This window comes from Haloimpatiens myeolchijeotgali, assembly GCF_042688525.2.
Taxonomy (GTDB): Bacteria; Bacillota; Clostridia; order Clostridiales; family Clostridiaceae; genus Haloimpatiens.
Genome location: NZ_JBHWAB010000001.1, coordinates 1,363,230 through 1,386,718, shown reverse-complemented (window position 1 = coordinate 1,386,718; position 23,489 = coordinate 1,363,230). Strand labels below are relative to the sequence as shown.

Genomic DNA, 23,489 nt, shown 5'->3' with positions numbered 1-23,489 from the left:
TAATAGTTGCGTTGAGTTACTTATGAAAGGAGCAAACAATGAACATAAATGAGCTTTTACAAATTGCAGCAGATGCTGGAAAAATAATGTTAGAAAACGGTGCAGAAACTTATAGAGTGGAAGAGACCATAATAAGAATATGTACTGCTTATGGTGAACCTAATACTGAAAGTTTTGTAACTCCAACTGGAATTATTACATCAATACAATCTTTTAATAATAGGACTATTTCTATTACTAAAAGAATTACTAAAAGAACTGTAAATTTAGAGAAAATAAAAAGAATAAATGATCTTTCGAGAAGTATATCACATAACTGGATGTCGTTAGAAGATTTTAAATGTGAATTATCAAAAATTAATAAAGTTCCTAGATACAGTTTCAAAATTTCAGTATTATGTGCTTCTATGAGTGCCTCATTTTTCACTTTACTTTTTGGTGGTAATTTTAAAGATGCTATAGTATCATTTTTTATTGGTACTATAATATATAAAACCTCTTCCATATTAGGTCAAATTAATATAAATGACTTTTTTATAAATATGCTGGGAGGAGCTATTACTGCCTCAATAGCTTCAATTAGTGTATTTTTTGATATCGGCACAAATCTAGATAAAATTATAATAGGATCAATTATGCTTCTTGTTCCTGGACTTGCTATTACTAATGCTATTCGTGATACATTAGCTGGGGACTTAGTGTCTGGAGTTGCTAGAACTATTGAAGCTTTCTTTGTAGCTATTGCCCTAGCCATAGGTGCTGGTTTAGTATTAAAAATATGGGTTGCTTATTTTGGAGGAAATTTAATATGATTTTAAAAGTAATTTTAAACACTTTATATGCATTTATAGCCTCATTAGGTTTTGGTGTTCTTTTTAACATAAAAGGTAAAAATTTAATATTTGCATCTATAGGAGGAGGTCTTGGTTGGTTATTTTATTTAATATGTTTAAATAATCAATTTTCAGATACTTATTCCTTATTTATAGCTTCACTAATAGTTAGTCTTTTTTCAGAAATAATGGCTAGGAGTTTTAAAGCTCCAGTAACTGTTTTTATAATATGTTCTATACTCCCTCTTGTACCAGGTGGAGGTATGTATTATACTATGTTAGAATCTGTAAAAGGTAATATTGATAAATCCATAAATTTAGGTGTACATACCCTAATAAATGCTGGTTCTATCGCTGTTGCTATAGTTTTAGTATCTTCACTATTTAAATTAATAACATTTTATAAATTTAATAAAAAATAGACTGCAAAAGCGCAGTCTATTTTTTAATCTCATTTTACTTTAGAAACATGTTTATTGTATCAATAAGTTCTTTAATTTTTTCTTTATCAGAAGTCTCTTCATCTTCATATACAAAACATCTCTCAGCATAATTTTGAAGTATTAAACTTCCTACTCTATTTGTAGCAGCTCTTACTGCAGCTACTTGAACTAATAAATCCCTACAACATGCATCATTTTCTATCATCTTCTGAATGCCTTTTACCTGTCCTTCTATTCTTCTCATTCGGATTTTTATATCTTTTTGTATATCTTTTTTCTCACCCATTGTGATTTTCACTCCTCACAATTTCTATAAAAATCATCAACAACCTAAAATCCTATTATTTTTCTTTTATATTTACACCTATTCCCAACTCATCTAATTGTTTTCCATCAACTACATTTGGTGCCTCCGCTAATGGACAAAAAGCATTTTGATTTTTAGGGAATGTTATTACGTCTTTTATATTTTCTGTACCTGCTAAGAACATGATAAGTCTATCAAATCCAAATGCAAGTCCGCCGTGTGGTGGTGGTCCAAATTTGAAAGCTTGAAGTAAGAATCCAAATCTTTCCCATGCTTTTTCTTGTGTAAATCCTAGTACCTCAAATATTTTTTGTTGAAGCTTAGTATCATGTATTCTTATACTTCCTCCACCTAATTCCTCTCCATTTAAAACTAAATCATATGCTTTTGCTCTAACTTTTGAAGGATCACTATCTAAATAAGAGATATCTTCATCCATAGGCATTGTAAACGGATGATGTTCTGCTTGATATCTTTCTTCTTCCTCATTATATGATAATAGTGGGAACTCTGTAACCCATACAAAATTAAATTCTTTATTATCTTTCAATATTTCTAACTGTTTTGCAACTTCTAATCTTAAAGCACCTAATGCTTGAAATACTACGTTATTTTTTGCATCTGCAATTATTAATATTAAATCTCCAACCTTAGCATTTACTCTATCTAATATTCCGTTTAATTCCTCTTCACTTAAAAATTTAGCTATAGGTGATTTTATTCCTTCTTCTCTATTAGCTATCCATGCAAGTCCTTTCGCTTTATATGTTTTAACAAATTCTCCTAATTTATCTATCTTCTTTCTTCCCATACTTGCACAATTTTCAACTTTAATAGCTCTTACACTACCGCCTTCTGCAATTGCGTTTTTAAACACTCCAAACTCACAATTTTTAACTATATCAGATAAATCATTAAATTCCATACCAAATCTTAGCTCTGGTTTATCACTTCCGTATTTCTCCATAGCTTCTTTATATGGCATTCTCTTAATTGGAAGTTTTACATCTACATCTAATACTTCCTTAAATACTCTTTTAATTAACCTTTCATTTAACTCCATAATATCATCTTCTTCAACAAAAGACATTTCAAGATCTATTTGAGTAAATTCTGGTTGTCTATTAGCTCTTAAATCTTCATCTCTAAAACATTTAGCTATTTGAAAATATTTATCAAAACCAGAAACCATTAATAATTGTTTGAATATTTGTGGTGACTGAGGAAAAGCATAAAACATACCTGGATAATTTCTACTTGGTACAAGATAATCTCTTGCTCCTTCTGGTGTACTTTTTGTAAGTATTGGAGTTTCCATTTCATAGAATCCTTCTTCATCTAAAAAATCTCTAACAACTTTACCTGTTCTATGTCTTATCTTGAAAATCTCTTGCATATCAGGTCTTCTTAAATCTAAATATCTATATTTTAATCTAATATTTTCTGCTGCATCAAGATTTTCTTTAATATATATTGGTGGAGTTTCTGACTCTGATAATATTTTTATTTCTTGTCCCTTAAGTTCAACCATTCCTGTTGGAAGATTTTTATTTGGTGACTGTCTCTTAACTATTTCTCCACTTATTGCAACACAATATTCTGGTTTTACTAAATCTGCTTTTTCAAAAGCATTTTTATCTATTTCCTCTCCAAATACTACTTGTAAAATTCCAGTTCTATCTCTCAAATCTACAAATACTAAACCACCTAAATTTCTTTTTCTTTGAACCCATCCCATAACAGTAATCTTACTTCCGATGTGTTCTTCTCTTAAAATTCCACACATGTGTGTCCTTTTAAGTCCTTTTAAAGCTTCTCCCATTTTGTGTTCCTCCCTAATATTTATGCTAATTTATTCATTAATAATCTTTAATATCTCATCTACGTCATCAAAATTCATTTCAAATTGTTCACCGTCACACATTCTCTTAAATCTAGCTTTTCGGTTTTCAACCTCACTATCTCCTATAACTACAGTAAAACTAGACTCTACTCTATTAGCAAATCTCATTTGTGCTTTAACACTTCTATCCATATGATCACAATCACATTTTATACCTTTTTCTCTTAGCACATTTACAAGTTTGACAGCTTCTAATTTTCCATTTTCTCCCATAAAACCTATATATAAATCCATATAATTGGGTTTTGGTATTTCTATACCATTTTCTTCTAAAGTCATAAGAAGTCTCTCAATACCCATACCAAATCCAACTGCTGGCATATCTGGACCTCCTACTTCCTTTATAAGATAATCGTATCTTCCTCCACCACAGACTGTTATATCCTTATCTATTATTTCAAAAACAGTTTTACTATAATAATCAAGGCCTCTAACTATATGTGGATCTACCTCATAATCCATTCCTAATACTTTTAAATATTTTTGTAATTTTTCAAAGTGATCCTTACATTCATCACAAACATAATCTAATATTACTGGTGCTTCTTTAACTATGTCTTTACAATTTTTACTTTTGCAATCCAAAATTCTCATAGGATTTTTTTCAAATCTAGTTTTACAAGTTTCACATAAATTATCATAATTTGCTCTTAAATATTCCTTTAATGCTTCATTATATTTTTTCCTACAAGTTGCACAACCTATGTTATTTATATTTAATTTTAAATTACTAATTCCTAATTCTTTATAAACCCTCATAGCTAAGCTTATAACTTCAGCATCTAATCCAGCATCTTTAGATCCAAAAATTTCTACACCTAGTTGGTGATGCTGTCTTAATCGACCTTTTTGTACATTTTCATATCTAAAAACAGGAGTAAAATAAAATAGTTTTGTTGGTTGTGTATCACTATAAAGTCCATTTTGAATAAATGCTCTAACAGCTGGTGAAGTACCTTCTGGCTTTAATGTAATACTTCTTCCACCTTTATCATCAAATGTATACATTTCTTTTTGTACAACATCTGTTGTATCTCCTACTCCTCTTTCAAATAACTCTGTATGTTCAAATATAGGAGTTCTTATCTCTCTACAACCATATGTAGAAGCTATATCCTTAAACTTTTCTTCAACATATTGCCATTTATAGGCATCTTGAGGTAATAAGTCTTTTGTTCCTTTTGGTGCTCTTATTGCCATTACATTTCCTCCTTTTCAAGTTCATAAAGTGTTTTTAAAAGCTTTTCTTTTTTTCCCATCTTCTCATCAATTCTATTTATATACTCTCTTACATCCTTGATATTAGGAAATCTTTCTATTCTATTCTCATCTAAAAATATTACTTTTGAAACTGCGTCAGCTCCTACTGCTATTATTGTCTGTCTTTCTTCTATCATTTCTATATTATATATACATTCTTTTTTTTCTTTTGTATATCCTATGTTCTCCATATTTCCTACCATGTTTTTTTGTCTATACATATAATATGGTTTCATACCTAAATTATGAGCCAACTTAACTGTTTCATTAAACATTTTATTTAATTCTTCTTGGCTTTGCATTTCAAACTTCTTTTTATTTATAATATTTTCATGCAATCTAGATCCTCTTTTTACAGATAAGCCATGAACAGTTAAATTATCAGGGTTTAATTTTTCTATCTCACTACATGTTTTAATAATATCACTGCTATTTTCTCCCGGTAATCCAACTATTATATCCATATTAATACTATCAAATCCAACTTTCCTTGCCATATTAAATTTATCAATGATATCTTGTGGAGTATGATTTCTTCCAATAAGTTTTAGAGTTTTCTCATTCATTGATTGTGGATTAATACTAATTCTATTTACATTAAATTCCTTCATAGTTTTTAATTTATTTAATGTTATACTATCAGGTCTACCACATTCAACAGTAAATTCTTTTATATCATTTTTATATACAAAATGTTTATGTATATTTTTCATAACATTTCTAAATTGCTCATCGCTTACGGAAGTGGGTGTTCCCCCTCCAAAATAAACACATTCTATTTTCAAATGGTGTTCTTTTATAAACTTACTCATTCTATCTATTTCTTTATATAATGCATTTAAATATGGCTCAACTATTTTTTTACAACTACCAATTGGATTAGAAGCAAAAGAACAATATAAACATCTTGTAGGACAAAATGGCATATCTATATATACACTAATACTATTCTTTTCCTTATTTACAAATTTACTTTCATTTTTTGCAATATCAACACATAATTGTACCTTATCTCTTCTTGTACATGTATTATATTTAAAGTACTCAATTATCTCATCATCATTATAACCCTCTTGCAATAATTCTAATGTTTTTTTTGAAGGTCTAATACCTATTAATGTTCCCCAAGGCATTTGTTTACCTGTCTTGTATGTAAAAAATTCAAATAATGCTTTTTTGATAAAACTTTTAAACTTCATATTAGTATCTACACAAAATATTTTAGTATCTTCATTTAAAGTACAAATAATCTTTTCTCTGCTAATATTTATTTCTAAATCGTGATTTTCACATACAAATTCAATATTATTTAGTGGATAAAAAATATTTACAAGATGATATACATCATATCTATAATCTAAATTATTTAATTTTACCTTCACATTTATTAACCCCTTTTAAATTAAAAGAATGGATTATTTTCTTTTTCCCTACCTATACTTGTTCCCATACTATGCCCTGGGTATACTATAGTATCATCTGACATAGTAAATAGTTTAGTTTTTATACTATTTATTAAGGTATAAGAATCTCCTCCAGGAAAATCTGTTCTACCAATTGACAATGAAAAAAGAGAATCTCCAGTAAATACTACATTACCAATGGCAAAACTCATTCCACCTGGAGTATGTCCTGGTGTTTCTATACACTTAATCTTTAAATTATCTCCAAATTCTATAATGTCATTTTCTTTCAAAAGAATATCTGCTTTTCCATCTTTTAATTTTCCAAACATATATTCTCCACTTTTCATAAGTTTTTCATCTTTTTCATTTATACATACTGGTGCATTAACTAAACTCTTTAATTCATCTACCCCATCAGTATGGTCTCTATGCCCATGAGTTAACAATATATATTTTACTTTTGCATTCTTTGATTGTATAAAACTATAAATATCCTCTACATCTCCACCTGGATCTAAAACTACTGCTTCTTTAGTCTTTTCATCAACAACTATATAACAATTGGCAGCATAAATCCCTGCAGGTATCCTCTTTATTTCCACCTACACTCACTTCCTTTCTAAAAGTTTTTGTTACTATCAACTAATATAGTAACAGGGCCATCATTTTCTATATTAACCATCATATCTGCACCAAATACACCACACTCAACTCTAGTCACTTCTTTTTTACACTGCTCTATAAATTCTAAATAGAATTTTTGTGCATCAATACCTGAAAGTGCATTCATGAAATTAGGTCTTCTTCCCTTTCTACAATCTCCACACAAAGTAAATTGGGAAACTATAATAAGTTCCCCATTTATATCAAGAAGTGACTTATTCATTTTTCCATTCTCATCTTCAAATATTCTTAAATTTAAAATTTTATCTTTTAAATATTTTAAATCGTTCAAAGTATCTTCCTTTTCTACACCAAGTAATATATTCAATCCCTTTCCTATACTACCAACTATTTTACCATCTACTTCTACTGAAGATGATTTTACTCTTTGCACTACAGCTCTCATATAAAACACTCCTATTATAGTAACCGATTTTAGTTTTTAACTCTATAAACTCCCATTACACCTTTAAATTTTCTTATAGCTTTCATTAAAGTATCTAACTGTTCTCTGCAATTTATTTTTACTTTAACATTTATAAATGCAATTCCATTTCCTAAAGTTTTTGCATTAACAGCATATAAATTAATTTTACTACTAGTTACCTGTTCCATTACCTCTGACAATAAACCATGTCTATCATCAGCTTTTATTTGAATTTCTGCTATATAATAAGCTCCTTCTGATGTTCCCCAACTTACTTCAATTAGCTTTTCATCATTTTTTTTAATTAAATCAATCATATTCTTACAATCTTTTCTATGAATAGATACTCCTCTACCTTTTGTAACATATCCTACTATTTCATCACCTGGTACAGGATTACAGCATTTTGCAAATCTTACAAGCAAATTACTAACTCCTTTTACCTTAACACCATGATAATCCTGTTTCTTATTGTTTACACTATTGTTTCTATTATCTTTGTTAATTTTATCTTTTATCTCCGTTAAAGTAATACTTTCATCTTTGTGCTCTTTTTCAAACTTTCCATAGTATTCAGTTACTCTACCTATGACTACGGATGGAATAATTGCACCTGCTCCTACAGAAGCATATAAGTCTTCTATATTTTTCATGTGATACTTATTTAATAATTTTGTAAGTACTTTATCCTTAGTATACTCTTTAAAATTAAAACCTTGCTTTTTAGATTCTTTTTCTAAAAGTTCTTTACCTTTTACAATATTTTCTTCACGTTTAGCTTTTTTGAACCAAGCCCTAATTTTACTTTTAGCTTGATTGCTTTTTGTTATATTCAACCAATCTATACTTGGTCCTTTAGGTGTTGGAGATGTTAGTATCTCTACAATTTCTCCTGTGCTCAAGTGATACTCTAAAGGAACCATTTTTCCATCAACTTTTGCTCCTATACATCTATGACCTATATCTGTATGAATCTTATAGGCAAAATCTATAGGTGTAGCTTCGTATGGTAAATTAATTACAGCACCCTTTGGTGTAAATACAAAGACTTCATCAGAAAATAAATCAATTTTAAATCTTTCCATAAATTCTTCAGCATCTGAAGTTTCATTTTGCCATTCTAACATTTCCCTAAGCCATGAAAGTTTTGAATCCAAATCCTGTGGATGCTCTGAATTATTTCCTTCTTTATATTTCCAATGTGCAGCTATACCATATTCTGCTGTTCTATGCATATCATATGTTCTTATTTGTATTTCAAATGGTTTTCCTTGAGGTCCTATTACCGTTGTATGAAGTGACTGATACATATTAGGCTTAGGCATTGCTATATAATCCTTAAATCTACCTGGCATTGGTTTATACATTGTGTGGACAATTCCTAATACAGCATAACAATCTCTTTCACTATTGAGTAAAATTCTTACAGCAGTTAAATCAAAAATTTGTTCTATATTTTTATTTTTTTTAACCATTTTTCTGTATATACTATAAAAATGTTTTGGTCTTCCATCAATCTCCGCTTCAATATTTGACTCTTTTAATTTCTCACCGACTTCTTGAGTTATTCTATCTATATAATGTTCTCTTTCTGCTCTCTTTTCTGCAATTTTCCTTACTAAACAATAGTACTCATTTGGATTTAAATATCTAAAAGCTAAATCTTCAAGTTCCCATTTTATTTTTGACATACCAAGTCTATGTGCAAGTGGTGCATATATATCTAACGTTTCCTTTGCCTTTTGTTTTTGTTTTGCAATAGGCATGTACCTCAAAGTTCTCATATTATGAAGTCTATCTGCTAATTTAATTAATATCACTCTTATATCTTCTGCCATAGCTAAGAGCATTTTTCTAACATTGTCAGCTTGTTGTTCCTCTTTAGTTTTATATTTAATTTTACCAAGTTTAGTAACTCCTTCTACCAAACTTGCTATCTCTTCACTAAACTCTTTTGCTACAAATTCATAATCATACTCAGTATCTTCTATAACATCATGAAGTAATCCAGCCGCTATTGTACTCGTATCTAATCCCATCTCTACCAAAATACAAGCGACCTCAACAGGATGAACAATATATGGTTCACCCGACTCTCTTTTTGATTTATATGTGCATCATATGCAAATTTATATACTTTTGTTATAAATTCTTTATCTACATGAGTACAATTTTGATCTATTTTTCTCATTAATTTTTCAAACATCTGGATTACTCTCCTAAAATCAAAGGCTGGTTAGATACCAGCCGGTTATTTTACTAATATTATATAATAATATGTAGAATTTTGCAATTTTAAATTATACTTTAAGTTATATATTATATTTAACTAATGACTTAATATCATAATTTAAAAGTTTCTCTCTTCCATTTAAGTCTGTAAGCTCTATAACAAAACCTACAGCAGCTACTTTTCCACCTGCTTGTTCAACTAATTTAGTTACTGAATCTATTGTACCTCCTGTTGCAAGTAAATCATCTATTACAGCTACTCTTTGACCAGGTTTTATAGCATCGCTGTGTATTTCAAGTTCATCACTTCCATATTCCAAATCATACTTTGCACTTATAGTTTCATATGGTAACTTACCTTTTTTTCTAACTGGAACAAAACCTGCTTCAAGTGCATATGCTACTGGTACACCAAATAAAAAACCTCTTGCTTCTGGACCAACAACAACATCTATCTCTTTATCTTTTAAGTATTTGACAAACTCATCAATTGTATACTTTAAAGCTTCTTTATCCTGTAATAATGTAGTAATGTCTTTAAAACTTATTCCTTCTTTAGGAAAGTCTTCAATCACTCTTATTTTATCTTCTAAATTCATTTATATTCCCCCTAAGCATATTAATAAACGAATATTTTAATTTAATAAGCATCATCTACATACCTATTAATTATATATTAAAACTTAAAATCGTTTCAACTTTTTAGTAAAATTTCTTAAATTAATAACTTGATTTACTGGATTTGCATTTAATTTAGTATCATTTTCAACTTGCTTTTTTAAATATTTAGCAATTTGCTCCGCTCTATAACTATTGGAGGTAATAAAAAGTTCTACCACAATTTTAGCATTATCCATCTTACCAATAGGATTTACAGTGGGCATAACTGTATTTACTAACTTTAATACTGAACTCGTATTAATATTACATATTTTATGCACTTTCATCAATGCTTTTATACCATAATTATTTGTAACTTTTAATTGTTTAACACCTCTCATTACAAATAATTCATTCTCTTGTGATAATGGAATATTTTTAGAGACTATACCAAGCATAACTAAATCCATATACTTATCTATACACTTTATTTTATAATATTCAGCTATAGCTTGTGCTAATTTGAACGTTATCCCTACTGCTGTTAATTCATTGAACTTGTTATACTTACATTGTAAACAGTTAATAACATATGTTTCTGGAATTTCCTTTTTGGGCTTATGAAAATCTGTTACAATAACATCTATATTCATTCTTTTACACATTTCTATCTCATAAGAACTATTTATTCCACATCCTACAGTTATTATTAAGCCTGCACCTAAAAATTTAATATGACTTTCCACAGCATCTAAACTTATTTCATAATTATTATCTGGATCACTTGAAATATAATATTCTACATCTGCATTTAAATATCTAAGTACCAAAATCAATAAAGATACTCCTGTAATGCAATCTAAATCATAATGTCCATAGATAACAATTTTTTCTCTTCTATTAACTGCTTTTACTATTCTATCTAGAGAATTTTTCATATCCCTAAACAAAAAAGGACTATTTAGTTCTAATTCTTTTCTTTTGTCATTTACCATGTTCATATTAGCTCCTCCAACTTTATAGAAAACAAATATATTATAAATTATATTAGCCAATTTGACAAATACATTTTTAAACAAATTGTAAATAAAAAATCCCAGATAGACAATCTGGGACTTATTTCACTCTATACTGTAGCCTTTTTAGTTTTCTTTTTAAGTAAAACCCACGTTGGACTCGCAATAAATATTGAAGAGTAGCAACCAGATATTACCCCAATTATTAGAGGTATTGTAAATTCTCTTACTGATGGTACAAGTATATTAACAGCAATTATAGTAAACAATGTTGTAATTACTGTATTTATTGATCTTGTTAACGTTTGTGATATACTTGAATTAGTAATTTCGTTAATATTTTTTCCTCTCATTTTCTTTTGATTTTCTCTTATTCTATCAAATACTACTATTGTATCATTTATTGAATAACCAAGAATTGTAAGCATAGCTGCTATAAAAGGACTATTAACAGGTATTTGTAATAACGTATATACACTTAATGTTATTAATATATCATGAACTAATGCTATTATTGCTGCTAGACCAAATTTAAACTCAAATCTTACACCTATATAAATAAGCATAGCTATAGTGGCAATCACTGCTGCTATAAAAGCTTTATGTTTTAATTCACTTCCTATAGATGCACCTATAGTATCTTGAGCTTTCAATTCTGCTTTTTTATATTTACTTTTAACTTCTTTAAATAATTTACTTACATTATCATTTGTTATAGAATTACTTCTTACTTCTAATTGTACAGACTTATCTGCATAAGCTTTGTTTGTTTGAATATCATCTGCATACTTTTTGATCATTTTAGTTACTTCGTTCTTATCAAATTCTTGTTTCATATCAATTTGAATCAAAGTACCACCTTTAAAATCTATACCAAAATTAAGCCCCTTAACGCCTAATGATACGATTCCTATGGCAATAACTATTAATGATATAGTAAACCATATTTTGGTCTTTTCTACAAACTTAAACATTTTTGCCTTACCCCCTTTTAACTCCGAAGTATGATGGCTTCTTAAGCATTCCCATATCAACTGCTAATCTTAATAAAAATCTTGTAACAGTTAATGCTGTAAGTATACTAATTACAATACCAATTATTAAGGTAAGAGCAAATCCTTTAACTGTACCTGAGCCAACAAAATAAAGTACAGAACCAGCTATTATTGTTGTAATATTTGAATCTAATATTGAAGATAATGCTCTATGAAACCCAGCCTCTACTGATGATTTAATAGATTTACCTGTTTTCAATTCTTCTTTTATTCTTTCAAATATAAGTACATTAGCATCTACTGCCATACCAACTGTCAATAAGAAACCAGCTATTCCTGATAAAGTTAATGTAGCACCGACTTCTACAAAAACACCAAGTACTAATACTATATATAGTATTAATGCCATATCAGCAATAATTCCTGGTATTTTATAATAAAGCATCATAAATAATAGTACAAGTGCTATACCTATAGCTCCAGCTTTAATACTTTTTGGAAGTGCTGTAGCTCCTAATGTAGAACCAACAGTTTTAGATGAAACAGTTTTTAATGTAACTGGCAGTGCACCAGAATTAATTATATTAGCCTTTCTTGTTGCTTCTTCTAATGTCCTACTTCCTGAAATTTGTGCAGTTCCACCAGTAATTACACTTTCTACTGTTGGATCTGTTAGTTTTTCTTCATCCATATATATAGTTATTTTTTGACCTAAGAATTTTTTTGTAGCATCTGCAAACTTTTTAACACCACTTTGGTTTAATTCTAATCTTATTTTAGGTTGATTATCATCACTATCAAGATATGCCGTAGCTTTTTTTACATCTTTTCCAGTAAGAACAGTTTTTTTATCTGGACCTACAAATTTAAGTTCACCAGTCTTTACTACACTATCAATTACTTCCTTAGAATCAAATTTACCAGGAATTTCGATTCTAATTCTATTTTTTCCCTCTTTAGAAACAACAGTTTCACTAACTCCCATCTTATTAACTCTCATAGAAATAAGTTCAATAGTTCTATCTAAAGTTTTAGTATCTACTTCTCCTTGAATTTCTTCAACTACAGAAACTCCACCTTGTAAATCCAATCCTCTATTTATTGCTTCCGAAAAAGAAGAAATTTGATAACTTCCGATTTTAGCACCGTTAGCACCTATGTATGCACATAAAAATATTATTACAGCACTTAAAATGAATAATAAAGTGCTTTTTTTTCTATTCATCGGTATCCCCCTTTACTCTTTATTGGTATTTTTTCCTTATTGTCAAATTTTATTATATTACTACAGACTCCATTAGTCAATAATATCCAACTAATCCTGAAGCATCATTTGTGCTTTTAATGCAATAGCACATTCTATCCTCTTTTTCTGCATTATACATCCTAATTCATAAGGTTCATGTATATCTTTGTTAAAATTATAATTGTTTGCTTGACATCCACCACTACAATAGAATCTAGCCCAACATTCTTTACATTTAGGTTTATTGTATATATGTGCTTTGTGAAACATTTTAGCCATATCTTCATCAATTTTATCACTATATATTGTTCCCATTTTAAAATCTTTATTTCCAACAAACTGATGACATGGATAAATATCTCCAGTTGGAGTTACAGCTATATATTCATGTCCTGCGCCACAACCTGATATTCTTTTATAAACACAGGGACCTCCATTTAAATTTATATTAAAATGATAAAAGTTAAATTCATCATCTGTCTTATATCTTTTTACCATTTCATCATACAATTTATCATATTGATTAAATATTGTAGGTAAATCTTCTTTCCTAAGAGATAATGCATGTTCATCAGGAAGAACAACTGGTTCAACAGAAATCTCTTTAAATCCCAAATTTGCTAAATGCATAACATCATTGAAAAAATCTGTATTTTGTCTTGTAAAAGTTCCTCTTACATAATGAAGTTTAGATTTATCTCTTTTCTCAACCATTTTCTTTATATTTGGTAATATGTCATCATAACTTCCACTTCCATCAGGTTTTATTCTTACTTTATCATTTACACATTTTCTACCATCTATACTCAATACAATATTAACCATGTTTTCATTTAAATAATCCATCATTTCATCATTTAACAATGTGCAATTTGTTGTCATTGTAAATCTAATTGTCTTATTATGTTCTTTTTCTAATTTCCTTCCATATTTAACAATTTCTTTTATATTATCAAAAGCAAGTAATGGCTCACCACCAAATAAATCTACCTCTATATTTTTTCTTGGTCCTGAGTGCTTTACTACAAATTCTAAAGCTTTTTTACCAACTTCAACAGACATTATCTGACTATTACCATGATATTTTCCTTCATCTGCAAAACAATACTTGCATCTTAAATTACATGCATGTGTTACATTTAAGCATAAGGCTTTAATTATAGATTGAGAATCTCCACTTTTTTTAGCTATATCCTCATATAAATCTTTAGTATATAAAACTTCCTCATCTATTAATTGTTTTATCTCCCCATATGCTTCATCTATATCTTTCTTAGAATATTTACTACCATATTCTTTTATAAGCTCGTCCTTATTTCTTAGTTCTTCATCATCTAATAAATCATATACAAGTTCATCTACGATATTTACAGAACCTGTATTAACATCTAAAACATAATATTCATTACCTTGTTTAAACTTATGTATTGTAGCCACTTAAATTTCCTCCTTATCAATTGAAACTTAAATTCAGATGAAGTTTGTACTCTATCTGAAAGTTATTTAAAATTATCCATAAACTTAATACCAATTACTTAGAAAATACAAATTATTTACTCAATTAATCTTAGTATCCCTTCTTTCATAATAGAAAGTCTTAGCAATACTTAGCTATTGGATAAAAAAATTTAAAGCAGTAACATACGTTACTGCTTGATATTATATCAATTTAACCTATCTTTCACAAGCTAAATTAGCGACTGTACAAGAAGTTTTACATGCTGATTGGCATGAATTCGCACATTCTTTGCATCCAGGTCTTTTTAAACTTTCTTTTATGTTTGATTTGTTTACAGTTTTTATATGTTTCATGTTAATTCCTCCAATCAATATTTTAATTATAATATAATATACAAAAACATCACCTATAGATTATATCATAAACTATAGGTTAAATAAAGAAGTTCTATTTATATTATATATTTATTCCCAGCATTCCTGACAACATTCCTACTAGAAGTGCTAACATTATTCTTAATAAATCTCTTAGTCCAAATGCATTTGTTCTTCCTGCGATAACAGAAACTAAATAAATAATTACCATATACATTAGTGCAATTATTAATCCTAATAGCCAACCCTTTTGTTGTGATTTTTTTGAAGCATAAAATGCCCCATACATAATACTCACAAGTGAAAGTATTAAAATAAAAATATGTTTAACACTTTCAATTGATGGAATAAAATAATTGATAACAGAAAAAACTATTGTAAAACCTACTGTCATCATAAAAGCCCTTATTAAGCCATTGATAACATAATTCATTTTTTTATTATTCAAAATAAAAACACCCCCTATCTACTAAAATATATGAAGATAAGAGGCGTTTAATAACATTATTTAGCAATTTCACTATTTTCGTTTTTATCTAATATTGTTGCTATACCATTTTTTGATAACTTAATTCTAACGTTATTTGGACCAGTTTGCATTATAATATAGTCATCTTTTATATTTACTATACTTCCTATAATGCCTCCTCTAGTCATTACTTCATCGTTAACCTTTAAGTTATCAAGCATCGCTCTAAATTTTTTCTTTCTTTTGTTTTCTGGTATAAATATTATTAAATAAAACACCACAATGGCACCTATCAATGGTAAAAACCCTACTATATTTTCCATGTTACCCCTCCTCATTAATTTATACATAAAAAACTTTATTATAAAAATTTATTATGCTCTTCCATTCCAGTTAGCTAATTTTTCTTCTTTAAACTCTTTAAAATAATCTCCATCTATAGAGTTTCTTATATCTTCCATAAGCTTATTATAGAAATATAAGTTGTGAAGAACACATAATCTCATTGCTAACATTTCCTTTGCTTTAAATAAATGTCTTATGTATGCTCTTGAATAGTGTCTACACGCAGGACATTGACATCCTTCATCAATAGGAGCATCATCCAATTCAAACTTAGCATTCATCAAGTTAATTTTACCATGTTTAGTAAATACATGTCCATGCCTTCCATTTCTTGCTGGAAGAACACAATCAAAAAAGTCAACTCCTCTATCTACAGCCTCTAATATATTACTTGGAAGTCCTACTCCCATTAAATATATAGGCTTTTCTTGAGGCAGATGTGGAACAACAGCATCAATGATTCTATACATTTCTTCATGTGTTTCACCAACTGCTAATCCACCTATAGCATAACCATCTAGGTTCATTTTAGAAATTGTTTTAGCATGTTCAATTCTAATGTCTTCATAAACACCACCTTGGTTTATACCAAATAACATTTGATGTTTATTGACAGTATCAGAAAGAGAATTTAATCTATCCATCTCTTTTTTACATCTTTCAAGCCATCTTGTTGTTCTAGCTACCGAATTTACAACATAATCTCTTGGAGATGGATTAGGAATACATTCATCAAAAGCCATTGCTATAGTAGAACCTAAATTACTTTGTATTTGCATACTTTCTTCTGGTCCCATAAATATTCTTCTACCATCTATATGTGAGTTAAAATAAACTCCTTCTTCTTTTATTTTTCTAATTTTTGCCAATGAAAATACTTGGAATCCACCTGAATCTGTTAAAATTGGTCTATCCCAATTCATAAATTTATGTAATCCACCTAATTTTTTTACTACTTTGTCTCCTGGTCTTAAATGCAAATGATATGTATTTGATAATTCCACTTGACATTCTATTTCTTTTAAATCCATAGAAGATACAGCACCCTTAATTGCAGCAAGAGTTCCAACATTCATAAACACTGGTGTTTCTATAGTACCATGTACTGTTTCAAACCTTCCACGTCTTACTTTTTCACTTTTTTTAAGTAATGTATATTTACCCATCTAAACACTTCCTCTGTACACTTTTTATCCAAATTTTTGTCTAACGATTTAATTATCATAAAGTATATTAAATAATTACTTATTAAATTTTAACAATAATAAAAAAATGGTATACAAATAATAAAATTAATCTTTGCTACCTAATAAACATAGCATCTCCAAAACTAAAAAATCTATATCTCTCTTCTACCGCTGTGTTATAAGCATTCATTATATTTTCTCTTCCAGCCAATGTGCTCACAAGCATAATTAATGTAGATTCAGGCAAATGAAAATTTGTAATTAAGGCATCTACTATTTTAAATTTATAACCTGGATAAATAAATATATTCGTCCATCCTGACTGTTCTATAGCTTTTCCATCATTATCACGGCCTATAGTTTCTAGTGTTCTACATGATGTTGTACCTACAGCTATTACTTTTCCTCCATTTTCTTTTGTCTTATTAATTATATCTGCACTTTCTTTTGACATACTATAATATTCAGAATGCATATGGTGTTCTTCAACTTTATCCGCTTTAACTGGTCTAAAAGTTCCAAGTCCAACATGTAAAGTTAAGAATACAATTTTTATACCTTTTTCCTTTATTTTTTTCAGTAACTCTTCTGTAAAATGCAATCCCGCTGTTGGTGCTGCTGCAGAACCAACTTCTTTAGAATACACTGTTTGATATCTTTCTCTATCATCTAACCTTTCTGTGATATACGGAGGTAATGGCATTTGTCCAAGTTCATCTAAAACTTGTTCAAATATTCCACTATATTTAAATTGAACAATTCTACTACCATCCTCACCCATGTCTACCACTTCTGCTTTTAATCTTCCATCACCAAATTCAAATTCGCTTCCTATTTTAGCTCTTTTTCCAGGCTTAACTAACACTTCCCATTTATCATTATCCATTCTCTTTAACAATAAGAATTCCATTTTCCCACCAGTTTTTTCTTTTTTACCAATAAGTCTTGCAGGAAGTACCCTTGTATTGTTTAATACAATACAATCTCCTGTTTTTAAATAACCTAATATATCTTTAAAGTGCTTATGCTCCAATTCTCCTGTTTTTTTGTCTAAAACCATAAGTCTTGATTCATCTCTTTTTTCAACTGGATGCTGAGCTATAAGTTCCTCTGGTAAATCAAAATAAAAATCTTTTACGTCCACCTTAAACACTTCCTTCTTCTGTATTATGAATTTTTAAATATTGAAATTTGATTAGAATCCTTATTTGAATATACTTTTTCTTTTTTAAGATGCTTAAATGCCTTTTCCGTAGCAACTCTTCCTCTTGGAGTTCTTATTATAAAACCTTTTTGCATTAAATACGGTTCATACACGTCCTCAATAGTATCTAACTCTTCCCCAATAAAATAGGCCAAAGTTTCTAATCCAACAGGTCCTCCTTTAAAGTTATCTACTATAGCATTGAGAATTTTATTATCAATACTGTCAAAGCCTTCTTCATCAACATCCAATAAATTCAATCCGCCTTTTGCAGTATTTAAGTCTATTGTTCCATTTCCTTTAACTTCACAATAATCTCTTACCCTTTTTAATAATCTATTAGCTATTCTAGGAGTTCCTCTAGAGCGTTTAGCTAATTCTACTGCTCCCTCTTCTGTAATTTCTACACCTAATATTTTAGAAGATCTTGAAATTATATATGTTAATTCCTTCTCATTATAAAACTCCATAGGACATAGAACTCCAAATCTATCTCTAAGTGGAGAAGTTAATAATCCCACTCTTGTAGTAGCACCTATTAAAGTGAATTTAGGTAAATCTAACCGTATAGACTTTGCTGCAGCTCCCTTGCCAATAATTATATCTAACGAATAATCTTCCATAGCAGGGTATAATATTTCTTCTACTGCTCTGTTTAGTCTATGTATTTCATCTATGAACAAAACATCAAATTCATTTAAACTAGTAAGAATAGCCGCTAAATCTCCAGCTCTTTCTATAGCAGGCCCTGAAGTAACTTTTAAATTTCCACTCATTTCTTTTGCAATTATATTTGCCAATGTTGTTTTACCAAGTCCTGGCGGTCCATACAATAAAACATGATCCAATGCTTCATTTCTAGTTTTTGCAGCTTTTACAAATATATCTAATTTCTCTTTAACTTTTTCCTGACCTATATACTCACTAAAATTTTGAGGTCTTAGAGAATATTCATTTTCAAAATCTCCTTCTATTGTAGAAGCTGTAACTAATCTATTCTCCATATATCTTTTCACCTCAATTCATTAAACTTTTTAAACAATTTTTAATTATATTTTCTATAGGTTCTGTTTTATCTACATTATTTAATGCTCTTTTTGCTTCTCTTTCAGTATATCCTAAAGCAATTAATGCTTCTAAAGCTTCTTTTACTATCTTATCGTTTTGGTTCTTATCTTCGTCATATTGTTGAAGCATATCATCTTCTAATTCAATTTTATCTTTAATTTCCAATATAATTCTTTTAGCAATTTTTTTACCAATCCCAGGAGCTTTAGTTATTATCTTTTCATCTCCCATAACTATAGCACGCTTTAGATTATCTACATTATTTATAGATAATAAAGACAATGCAGCTTTAGGCCCTACTCCAGAAACAGTTAATACTAAATTAAACAATTCAAGTTCTTCCTTAGTAAGAAAGCCATATAATCCAATAAAATCTTCTCTTACAATTTGAATAGTATAAATGGTTACGCTCTCATTCTTTTTTGGCATTTTTGCCATAGTACTTCCTGAAGTATATATCTTATAACCCATACCATTATTTTCAATGACAATATATTCTTTATTAAATCCCATATAAATTCCTTTTATATATTCGTACACACTATACATTCCTTTCAAATGTTAAATCTTTATTATTTAACTAATTCATAGGACTATATACTACTTTACCATCTTAACAAAATTTATTCAAGAACAAAAGCATATATAGCTAAAAAGGTATTGCATTATAAAATTTGCACACACTTTTTATTCTATATATGCTTCTATTAATTTTAAAATATTGTACTTTAAATATGCACAAATACTATTAAGATTCATATTCTGATATCAGCTCTTGTGCTTTCTCTTTATTGTTAAATTCAAAATCACTACAACCATTTCTCAATAACTCAATATCTCCATCTCTTAATACTTTAATATTTATAGCTGTTATATCTTTTTCATTTTCAATACACAAATTACCTTCATTATCAGTTCTAAAAATAGCTAAATATTCACCATTATCTGTTTTTTTAATTCCAACAACATATTTATCAGGTGCATACTTATCCTCTCTTTTAATCAATATAATTTCGCTATTATTCATTTTTTCAACATCAAAACCTTTGTTAGTATATTTTTCTTCTATTTTCGCTCTATCAAATCCAATTAACTCTTTAGCATCCTTACCTACTATCTTCTCTTCAAGAGATTCACTTCCACTTTTCATATATATTGTTTTGAATATTAACTTAGTTTTGTTGTTTACAACATTTTTAAAATCAACTTTACCCATCACTGTATTACTACTAACTTCAGATTTAGGCTGTGATTTTTTATTATCTTTATATCTATTTAAATATAAATAATAAGACCCACCAAAAACAACTATTGCTAATATCACACAACATACTGTGTATAGTTTTCTTTTAGACATAATATCACTCCTCACATGGTATTATGTCCATTTTTTACTAATTTATTCATTATTCATAAATTCAACTTCTAAATGAATATAACTTATCTGCTAAATCTATTAAATCATTTCCATTAACAGCTTGGACATTTTCGTACCATTTCAAGTAACAAAAAAATCACTCTCTACTAAATGTAATTTTAGTTACATTCACATAAAGAGTGATTAATTTCGTATACCTTAATCAAAGAAATACTAAATTTGATATATACCTTAATGAACAGCTTTTTTTGACGTATGTAGTAATCATAAAAATCTGCTCAAAGTTGAAACCTGTTGATATTGCTTAACCTTCAAATTCATCTGGAAAATCAGCATTATGATATACATCTTGAACGTCGTCATCATCTTCAAGATTATCAATAAGTCTTTCAACTTTTGCTGCAGCATCCATATCTACTTCTACAGTATTATTTGGAATCATTGTTATTTCTGCAGATTCAAATTGGTATCCTGCTGCTTCTAAACTTTCTCTAACCTCAGCAAAATCTTCTGGTAAAGTTACTATTTCAAAGCCTTCTTCTGAAGCTGAAAAATCTTCTGCACCAGCATCTAATGCTTGCATCATAACTTCATCTTCATCCATTTCTTCTTTTCTTGCTATCATAATTTGACCCTTTTTCTCAAACATCCATGAAACGCATCCACTAGCTCCTAAATTTCCACCACTTTTATCAAATAGATGTCTTACATTTCCTGCACTTCTATTTTTGTTATCTGTTAAAACATTTACTATAACAGCAACACCACATGGGCCATATCCTTCATAAACTATTTCATCATAAGTTACACCATCTAGTTCTCCTGCTGCTTTCTTTATAACTCTACTTATAGTATCTGATGGCATATTAGCTGATTTTGCTTTTGCTATAATGTCTCTTAATTTAGTATTAATTTCTGGATTAGAACCTCCTGTTTTAGCTGCAACTGTTAATTCCTTTCCTAATTTTGTGAATATCTTTCCTCTTTTGGCATCTGTTTTACTTTTTTTAGCTTGTATATTATGCCACTTTGAATGTCCTGACATATATAACTTCCTCCTAACTATATCTGAGATTAATTACATTAGTTCCATTGACATAATGTATAATCATATTACAAATTGTACAAACATACTTATTATAACATAAAAAAAAGTATTATTTCAAATTATAAGATTATCTTACATATTTATTACATTGACATACTTTTGTTATAAATCATAAAATTATTATATACCTAGTATGGGTATACAATAATTTTATGGATGGTGATAATTATGTTGAAAATAGAAGAAAAAGCTTTAAAAATAGTTTTAAACAAAAATTCAAACTTTATAATAAAACCTATTACAAGTTCCTGTGGTTGAGGCGGTGTTCCAATAAGAAATCTCTGGATTGAGATTTCAGATTACCCATCTAATATGGAATACTATAAAACATTTGAATTTAAAGGTGTAAAAGTTTTTATTAGTAAAGCTCTAACTATTCAAGATGAAATATATATTTATAAAAAAGTTAACTTACCTTTTATAGGTACAATATTTGGATGTAAAGGTATTTCACTTCCTAATTAAAATTTTTTCACTTTAAAAAACTCTATTTTAGCATATATGATATAAAGTATTTCGTTCTTCTCTACGATTTATTATTATGTTATTCTAAATATAATTTTATTTTTAACATAATATATTCATATATAATAGGGGTGATATAATGAAACTTAAATTAGGGCAAAAAATAGTTTTTAAAAAAATTCATAAAATCAAACTTCCAAATGGAAAATATATCGTAGTTAAAAAAGGCGATATAGCTCAAGTAATTAAAAAAGTTAACAGTACTACTGCTGAAATAACATATTTAACTGGAGAAGCAAAAAATTATAGTGAAAATATCAAAGCTGAAATTGATGATACTTTTAATGCTGACTTAGCTGCTCAAAAAATACTAAATATGATTAACGAACAATAGCAGAAAATTGAATTATTTAAATTTTAAAAGCTGAAACTACTTAAAATAGTTTCAGCTTTTACCTACATTTTTGCTTCTTCCATCATACTCTTAACTTTCATAAGTCTAGTTAAAGTACTTCTTTCATTTTCATCAAGTTTCATTTGAATATATTTTATAGTTTCCTGAAGTTGAGGTATAGTCATATATTCTAGAGCATTAACTCTTCTTCTTGTCTTCTCTATTTCATCGGCCATAAGTTGACAAGACTTTTCTACTTCAGCAAGTTCTAAAAGTTTAGGAAGTATTCCATATAACTTTTCTATAGCTCCATCTAGTTCTGCAGAAGTACTTGCAAATCCATAAGGATATATACTTCCTTCATCGCCCTCTAACTTTCTTTTAAACTGCATTACAGGAACATTTACACTCATTATATTTTTTTGGCTCACATCAACTGATATACTTTCTTTAGGATAAGCAATGGCTTCTTCCAAAAATTCCGAAGACATTACAGCTCTTGCCATAACGAAATCCTTAAAAGAACCTTCTAATTCTTTTTCTACACTTTTTCTTAATTTATTGTTATATTTCACCATATCAATAAATCTTCTCATAAGTTCATCTTGCTTATCTTTCAATAACTTATGTCCTCTTACAGCTGTTTTCAATCTCTTTTTAAGCTTTGTGAGCTCCATTCTAGTAGGATTTACATTTAGCCTAGCCAT

General features: G+C 28.6%; 25 protein-coding genes and 1 pseudogene. 4 read left to right on the top strand and 22 right to left on the bottom strand.

Annotated features, from left to right (window positions below; genetic code table 11):
* Positions 1-38: 38 nt before the first annotated feature.
* Together ACFIJ5_RS06175 and ACFIJ5_RS06170 are read left to right on the top strand one after the other, a co-directional pair.
* Positions 39-812, top strand: a complete 774-nt coding sequence (locus ACFIJ5_RS06175) for a threonine/serine exporter family protein (protein ID WP_379805083.1) — start codon at positions 39-41, stop codon at positions 810-812.
* Positions 809-1,255, top strand: coding sequence for a threonine/serine exporter family protein (locus tag ACFIJ5_RS06170; RefSeq protein WP_379805082.1), 447 nt, complete (start codon positions 809-811; stop codon positions 1,253-1,255). Before ACFIJ5_RS06175 ends, ACFIJ5_RS06170 begins: the two co-directional genes overlap by 4 nt.
* Positions 1,256-1,289: 34 nt before the next feature.
* Here the strand turns inward: ACFIJ5_RS06170 and ACFIJ5_RS06165 are convergent, their stop codons facing one another.
* The 21 genes and pseudogenes from ACFIJ5_RS06165 to ACFIJ5_RS06065 all read right to left on the bottom strand — a co-directional run bounded on the left by ACFIJ5_RS06165 (position 1,290) and on the right by ACFIJ5_RS06065 (position 21,860).
* Entirely contained in the window at positions 1,290-1,562 is a 273-nt protein-coding gene (locus tag ACFIJ5_RS06165; protein WP_379805081.1) for a metal-sensitive transcriptional regulator, read from the bottom strand.
* 55 nt (positions 1,563-1,617) lie between these two features.
* Positions 1,618-3,405 (bottom strand): aspartate--tRNA ligase, encoded by a 1,788-nt coding sequence (gene aspS, locus ACFIJ5_RS06160; protein WP_379805079.1) that lies wholly within the window; start codon positions 3,403-3,405, stop codon positions 1,618-1,620.
* 30 nt (positions 3,406-3,435) lie between these two features.
* A complete protein-coding gene (hisS, locus tag ACFIJ5_RS06155) occupies positions 3,436-4,686 on the bottom strand; it encodes a histidine--tRNA ligase (RefSeq protein WP_379805078.1) in 1,251 nt (416 codons plus the stop codon).
* A complete protein-coding gene (locus ACFIJ5_RS06150) occupies positions 4,686-6,134 on the bottom strand; it encodes a coproporphyrinogen III oxidase (protein WP_379809554.1) in 1,449 nt (482 codons plus the stop codon). Before ACFIJ5_RS06150 ends, hisS begins: the two co-directional genes overlap by 1 nt.
* Positions 6,135-6,148: 14 nt before the next feature.
* Positions 6,149-6,754, bottom strand: coding sequence for an MBL fold metallo-hydrolase (locus ACFIJ5_RS06145; RefSeq protein ID WP_379805077.1), 606 nt, complete (start codon positions 6,752-6,754; stop codon positions 6,149-6,151).
* A 17-nt stretch (positions 6,755-6,771) separates the two neighbouring features.
* Positions 6,772-7,221, bottom strand: a complete 450-nt coding sequence (gene dtd, locus ACFIJ5_RS06140) for a D-aminoacyl-tRNA deacylase (RefSeq protein WP_379805075.1) — start codon at positions 7,219-7,221, stop codon at positions 6,772-6,774.
* A 29-nt stretch (positions 7,222-7,250) separates the two neighbouring features.
* Positions 7,251-9,448, bottom strand: a pseudogene (locus ACFIJ5_RS06135) (RelA/SpoT family protein).
* A 106-nt stretch (positions 9,449-9,554) separates the two neighbouring features.
* Positions 9,555-10,073, bottom strand: coding sequence for an adenine phosphoribosyltransferase (locus ACFIJ5_RS06130; RefSeq protein WP_379805072.1), 519 nt, complete (start codon positions 10,071-10,073; stop codon positions 9,555-9,557).
* An 84-nt stretch (positions 10,074-10,157) separates the two neighbouring features.
* Positions 10,158-11,075, bottom strand: a complete 918-nt coding sequence (locus tag ACFIJ5_RS06125) for a DHH family phosphoesterase (protein WP_379805070.1) — start codon at positions 11,073-11,075, stop codon at positions 10,158-10,160.
* Positions 11,076-11,200: 125 nt separating this feature from the next.
* Positions 11,201-12,064 (bottom strand): protein translocase subunit SecF, encoded by an 864-nt coding sequence (secF, locus tag ACFIJ5_RS06120; protein ID WP_379805068.1) that lies wholly within the window; start codon positions 12,062-12,064, stop codon positions 11,201-11,203.
* A gap of 7 nt (positions 12,065-12,071) precedes the next feature.
* Positions 12,072-13,310: a protein translocase subunit SecD gene (gene secD / locus ACFIJ5_RS06115; RefSeq protein WP_379805066.1), complete on the bottom strand. Its 1,239-nt coding sequence runs from the start codon at positions 13,308-13,310 to the stop codon at positions 12,072-12,074.
* A gap of 90 nt (positions 13,311-13,400) precedes the next feature.
* Entirely contained in the window at positions 13,401-14,768 is a 1,368-nt protein-coding gene (gene scfB, locus ACFIJ5_RS06110) for a thioether cross-link-forming SCIFF peptide maturase (RefSeq protein WP_379805063.1), read from the bottom strand.
* Positions 14,769-15,005: 237 nt separating this feature from the next.
* On the bottom strand, positions 15,006-15,143 hold the full coding sequence (scfA, locus tag ACFIJ5_RS06105; RefSeq protein ID WP_379805060.1) for a six-cysteine ranthipeptide SCIFF: 138 nt from the start codon (positions 15,141-15,143) through the stop codon (positions 15,006-15,008).
* A 103-nt stretch (positions 15,144-15,246) separates the two neighbouring features.
* A complete protein-coding gene (locus ACFIJ5_RS06100; RefSeq protein ID WP_379805057.1) occupies positions 15,247-15,612 on the bottom strand; it encodes a TIGR04086 family membrane protein in 366 nt (121 codons plus the stop codon).
* 56 nt (positions 15,613-15,668) lie between these two features.
* On the bottom strand, positions 15,669-15,956 hold the full coding sequence (yajC, locus tag ACFIJ5_RS06095; protein ID WP_379805055.1) for a preprotein translocase subunit YajC: 288 nt from the start codon (positions 15,954-15,956) through the stop codon (positions 15,669-15,671).
* A gap of 51 nt (positions 15,957-16,007) precedes the next feature.
* Positions 16,008-17,144, bottom strand: a complete 1,137-nt coding sequence (gene tgt / locus ACFIJ5_RS06090; protein WP_379805053.1) for a tRNA guanosine(34) transglycosylase Tgt — start codon at positions 17,142-17,144, stop codon at positions 16,008-16,010.
* 136 nt (positions 17,145-17,280) lie between these two features.
* Positions 17,281-18,309 carry a tRNA preQ1(34) S-adenosylmethionine ribosyltransferase-isomerase QueA gene (queA, locus tag ACFIJ5_RS06085; RefSeq protein ID WP_379805050.1) on the bottom strand — a complete coding sequence of 343 codons (1,029 nt, stop codon included), beginning with the start codon at positions 18,307-18,309 and terminating at the stop codon, positions 17,281-17,283.
* Between the two features lie 23 nt (positions 18,310-18,332).
* Positions 18,333-19,373 (bottom strand): Holliday junction branch migration DNA helicase RuvB, encoded by a 1,041-nt coding sequence (ruvB, locus tag ACFIJ5_RS06080; RefSeq protein WP_379805047.1) that lies wholly within the window; start codon positions 19,371-19,373, stop codon positions 18,333-18,335.
* 13 nt (positions 19,374-19,386) lie between these two features.
* Positions 19,387-19,977: a Holliday junction branch migration protein RuvA gene (gene ruvA / locus ACFIJ5_RS06075; RefSeq protein WP_379805045.1), complete on the bottom strand. Its 591-nt coding sequence runs from the start codon at positions 19,975-19,977 to the stop codon at positions 19,387-19,389.
* A gap of 208 nt (positions 19,978-20,185) precedes the next feature.
* Positions 20,186-20,794, bottom strand: a complete 609-nt coding sequence (locus tag ACFIJ5_RS06070) for a hypothetical protein (RefSeq protein WP_379805043.1) — start codon at positions 20,792-20,794, stop codon at positions 20,186-20,188.
* 325 nt (positions 20,795-21,119) lie between these two features.
* Complete coding sequence (locus ACFIJ5_RS06065; protein ID WP_379805041.1) at positions 21,120-21,860, bottom strand: YebC/PmpR family DNA-binding transcriptional regulator; 741 nt, start codon at positions 21,858-21,860, stop codon at positions 21,120-21,122.
* A 375-nt stretch (positions 21,861-22,235) separates the two neighbouring features.
* Here ACFIJ5_RS06065 and ACFIJ5_RS06060 point away from each other — a divergent pair, with 375 nt between their 5' ends.
* Both ACFIJ5_RS06060 and ACFIJ5_RS06055 read left to right on the top strand, forming a co-directional pair.
* A complete protein-coding gene (locus ACFIJ5_RS06060; RefSeq protein ID WP_379805038.1) occupies positions 22,236-22,388 on the top strand; it encodes a hypothetical protein in 153 nt (50 codons plus the stop codon).
* Positions 22,389-22,527: 139 nt separating this feature from the next.
* On the top strand, positions 22,528-22,782 hold the full coding sequence (locus ACFIJ5_RS06055) for a hypothetical protein (protein ID WP_379805036.1): 255 nt from the start codon (positions 22,528-22,530) through the stop codon (positions 22,780-22,782).
* Between the two features lie 62 nt (positions 22,783-22,844).
* Here the strand turns inward: ACFIJ5_RS06055 and ACFIJ5_RS06050 are convergent, their stop codons facing one another.
* Positions 22,845-23,489, bottom strand: a complete 645-nt coding sequence (locus tag ACFIJ5_RS06050) for a V-type ATP synthase subunit D (RefSeq protein ID WP_379805033.1) — start codon at positions 23,487-23,489, stop codon at positions 22,845-22,847.

Coding starts and splice junctions, on each gene's coding strand:
- ACFIJ5_RS06165 (WP_379805081.1), bottom strand. CDS start 1,562: ATGGGTGAGAAAAAAGATATACAAAAAGATATAAAAATCCGAATGAGA.
- ACFIJ5_RS06175 (WP_379805083.1), top strand. CDS start 39: ATGAACATAAATGAGCTTTTACAAATTGCAGCAGATGCTGGAAAAATA.
- yajC (WP_379805055.1), bottom strand. CDS start 15,956: ATGGAAAATATAGTAGGGTTTTTACCATTGATAGGTGCCATTGTGGTG.
- ACFIJ5_RS06125 (WP_379805070.1), bottom strand. CDS start 11,075: ATGAACATGGTAAATGACAAAAGAAAAGAATTAGAACTAAATAGTCCT.
- ACFIJ5_RS06130 (WP_379805072.1), bottom strand. CDS start 10,073: ATGAATTTAGAAGATAAAATAAGAGTGATTGAAGACTTTCCTAAAGAA.
- ruvB (WP_379805047.1), bottom strand. CDS start 19,373: ATGGAGAATAGATTAGTTACAGCTTCTACAATAGAAGGAGATTTTGAA.
- scfA (WP_379805060.1), bottom strand. CDS start 15,143: ATGAAACATATAAAAACTGTAAACAAATCAAACATAAAAGAAAGTTTA.
- ACFIJ5_RS06170 (WP_379805082.1), top strand. CDS start 809: ATGATTTTAAAAGTAATTTTAAACACTTTATATGCATTTATAGCCTCA.
- ACFIJ5_RS06065 (WP_379805041.1), bottom strand. CDS start 21,860: ATGTCAGGACATTCAAAGTGGCATAATATACAAGCTAAAAAAAGTAAA.
- aspS (WP_379805079.1), bottom strand. CDS start 3,405: ATGGGAGAAGCTTTAAAAGGACTTAAAAGGACACACATGTGTGGAATT.
- ACFIJ5_RS06050 (WP_379805033.1), bottom strand. CDS start 23,489: ATGGCTAGGCTAAATGTAAATCCTACTAGAATGGAGCTCACAAAGCTT.
- tgt (WP_379805053.1), bottom strand. CDS start 17,144: ATGGGTAAATATACATTACTTAAAAAAAGTGAAAAAGTAAGACGTGGA.
- dtd (WP_379805075.1), bottom strand. CDS start 7,221: ATGAGAGCTGTAGTGCAAAGAGTAAAATCATCTTCAGTAGAAGTAGAT.
- ACFIJ5_RS06060 (WP_379805038.1), top strand. CDS start 22,236: ATGGAATACTATAAAACATTTGAATTTAAAGGTGTAAAAGTTTTTATT.
- secD (WP_379805066.1), bottom strand. CDS start 13,310: ATGAATAGAAAAAAAAGCACTTTATTATTCATTTTAAGTGCTGTAATA.
- hisS (WP_379805078.1), bottom strand. CDS start 4,686: ATGGCAATAAGAGCACCAAAAGGAACAAAAGACTTATTACCTCAAGAT.
- secF (WP_379805068.1), bottom strand. CDS start 12,064: ATGTTTAAGTTTGTAGAAAAGACCAAAATATGGTTTACTATATCATTA.
- ACFIJ5_RS06070 (WP_379805043.1), bottom strand. CDS start 20,794: ATGTCTAAAAGAAAACTATACACAGTATGTTGTGTGATATTAGCAATA.
- ACFIJ5_RS06055 (WP_379805036.1), top strand. CDS start 22,528: ATGAAACTTAAATTAGGGCAAAAAATAGTTTTTAAAAAAATTCATAAA.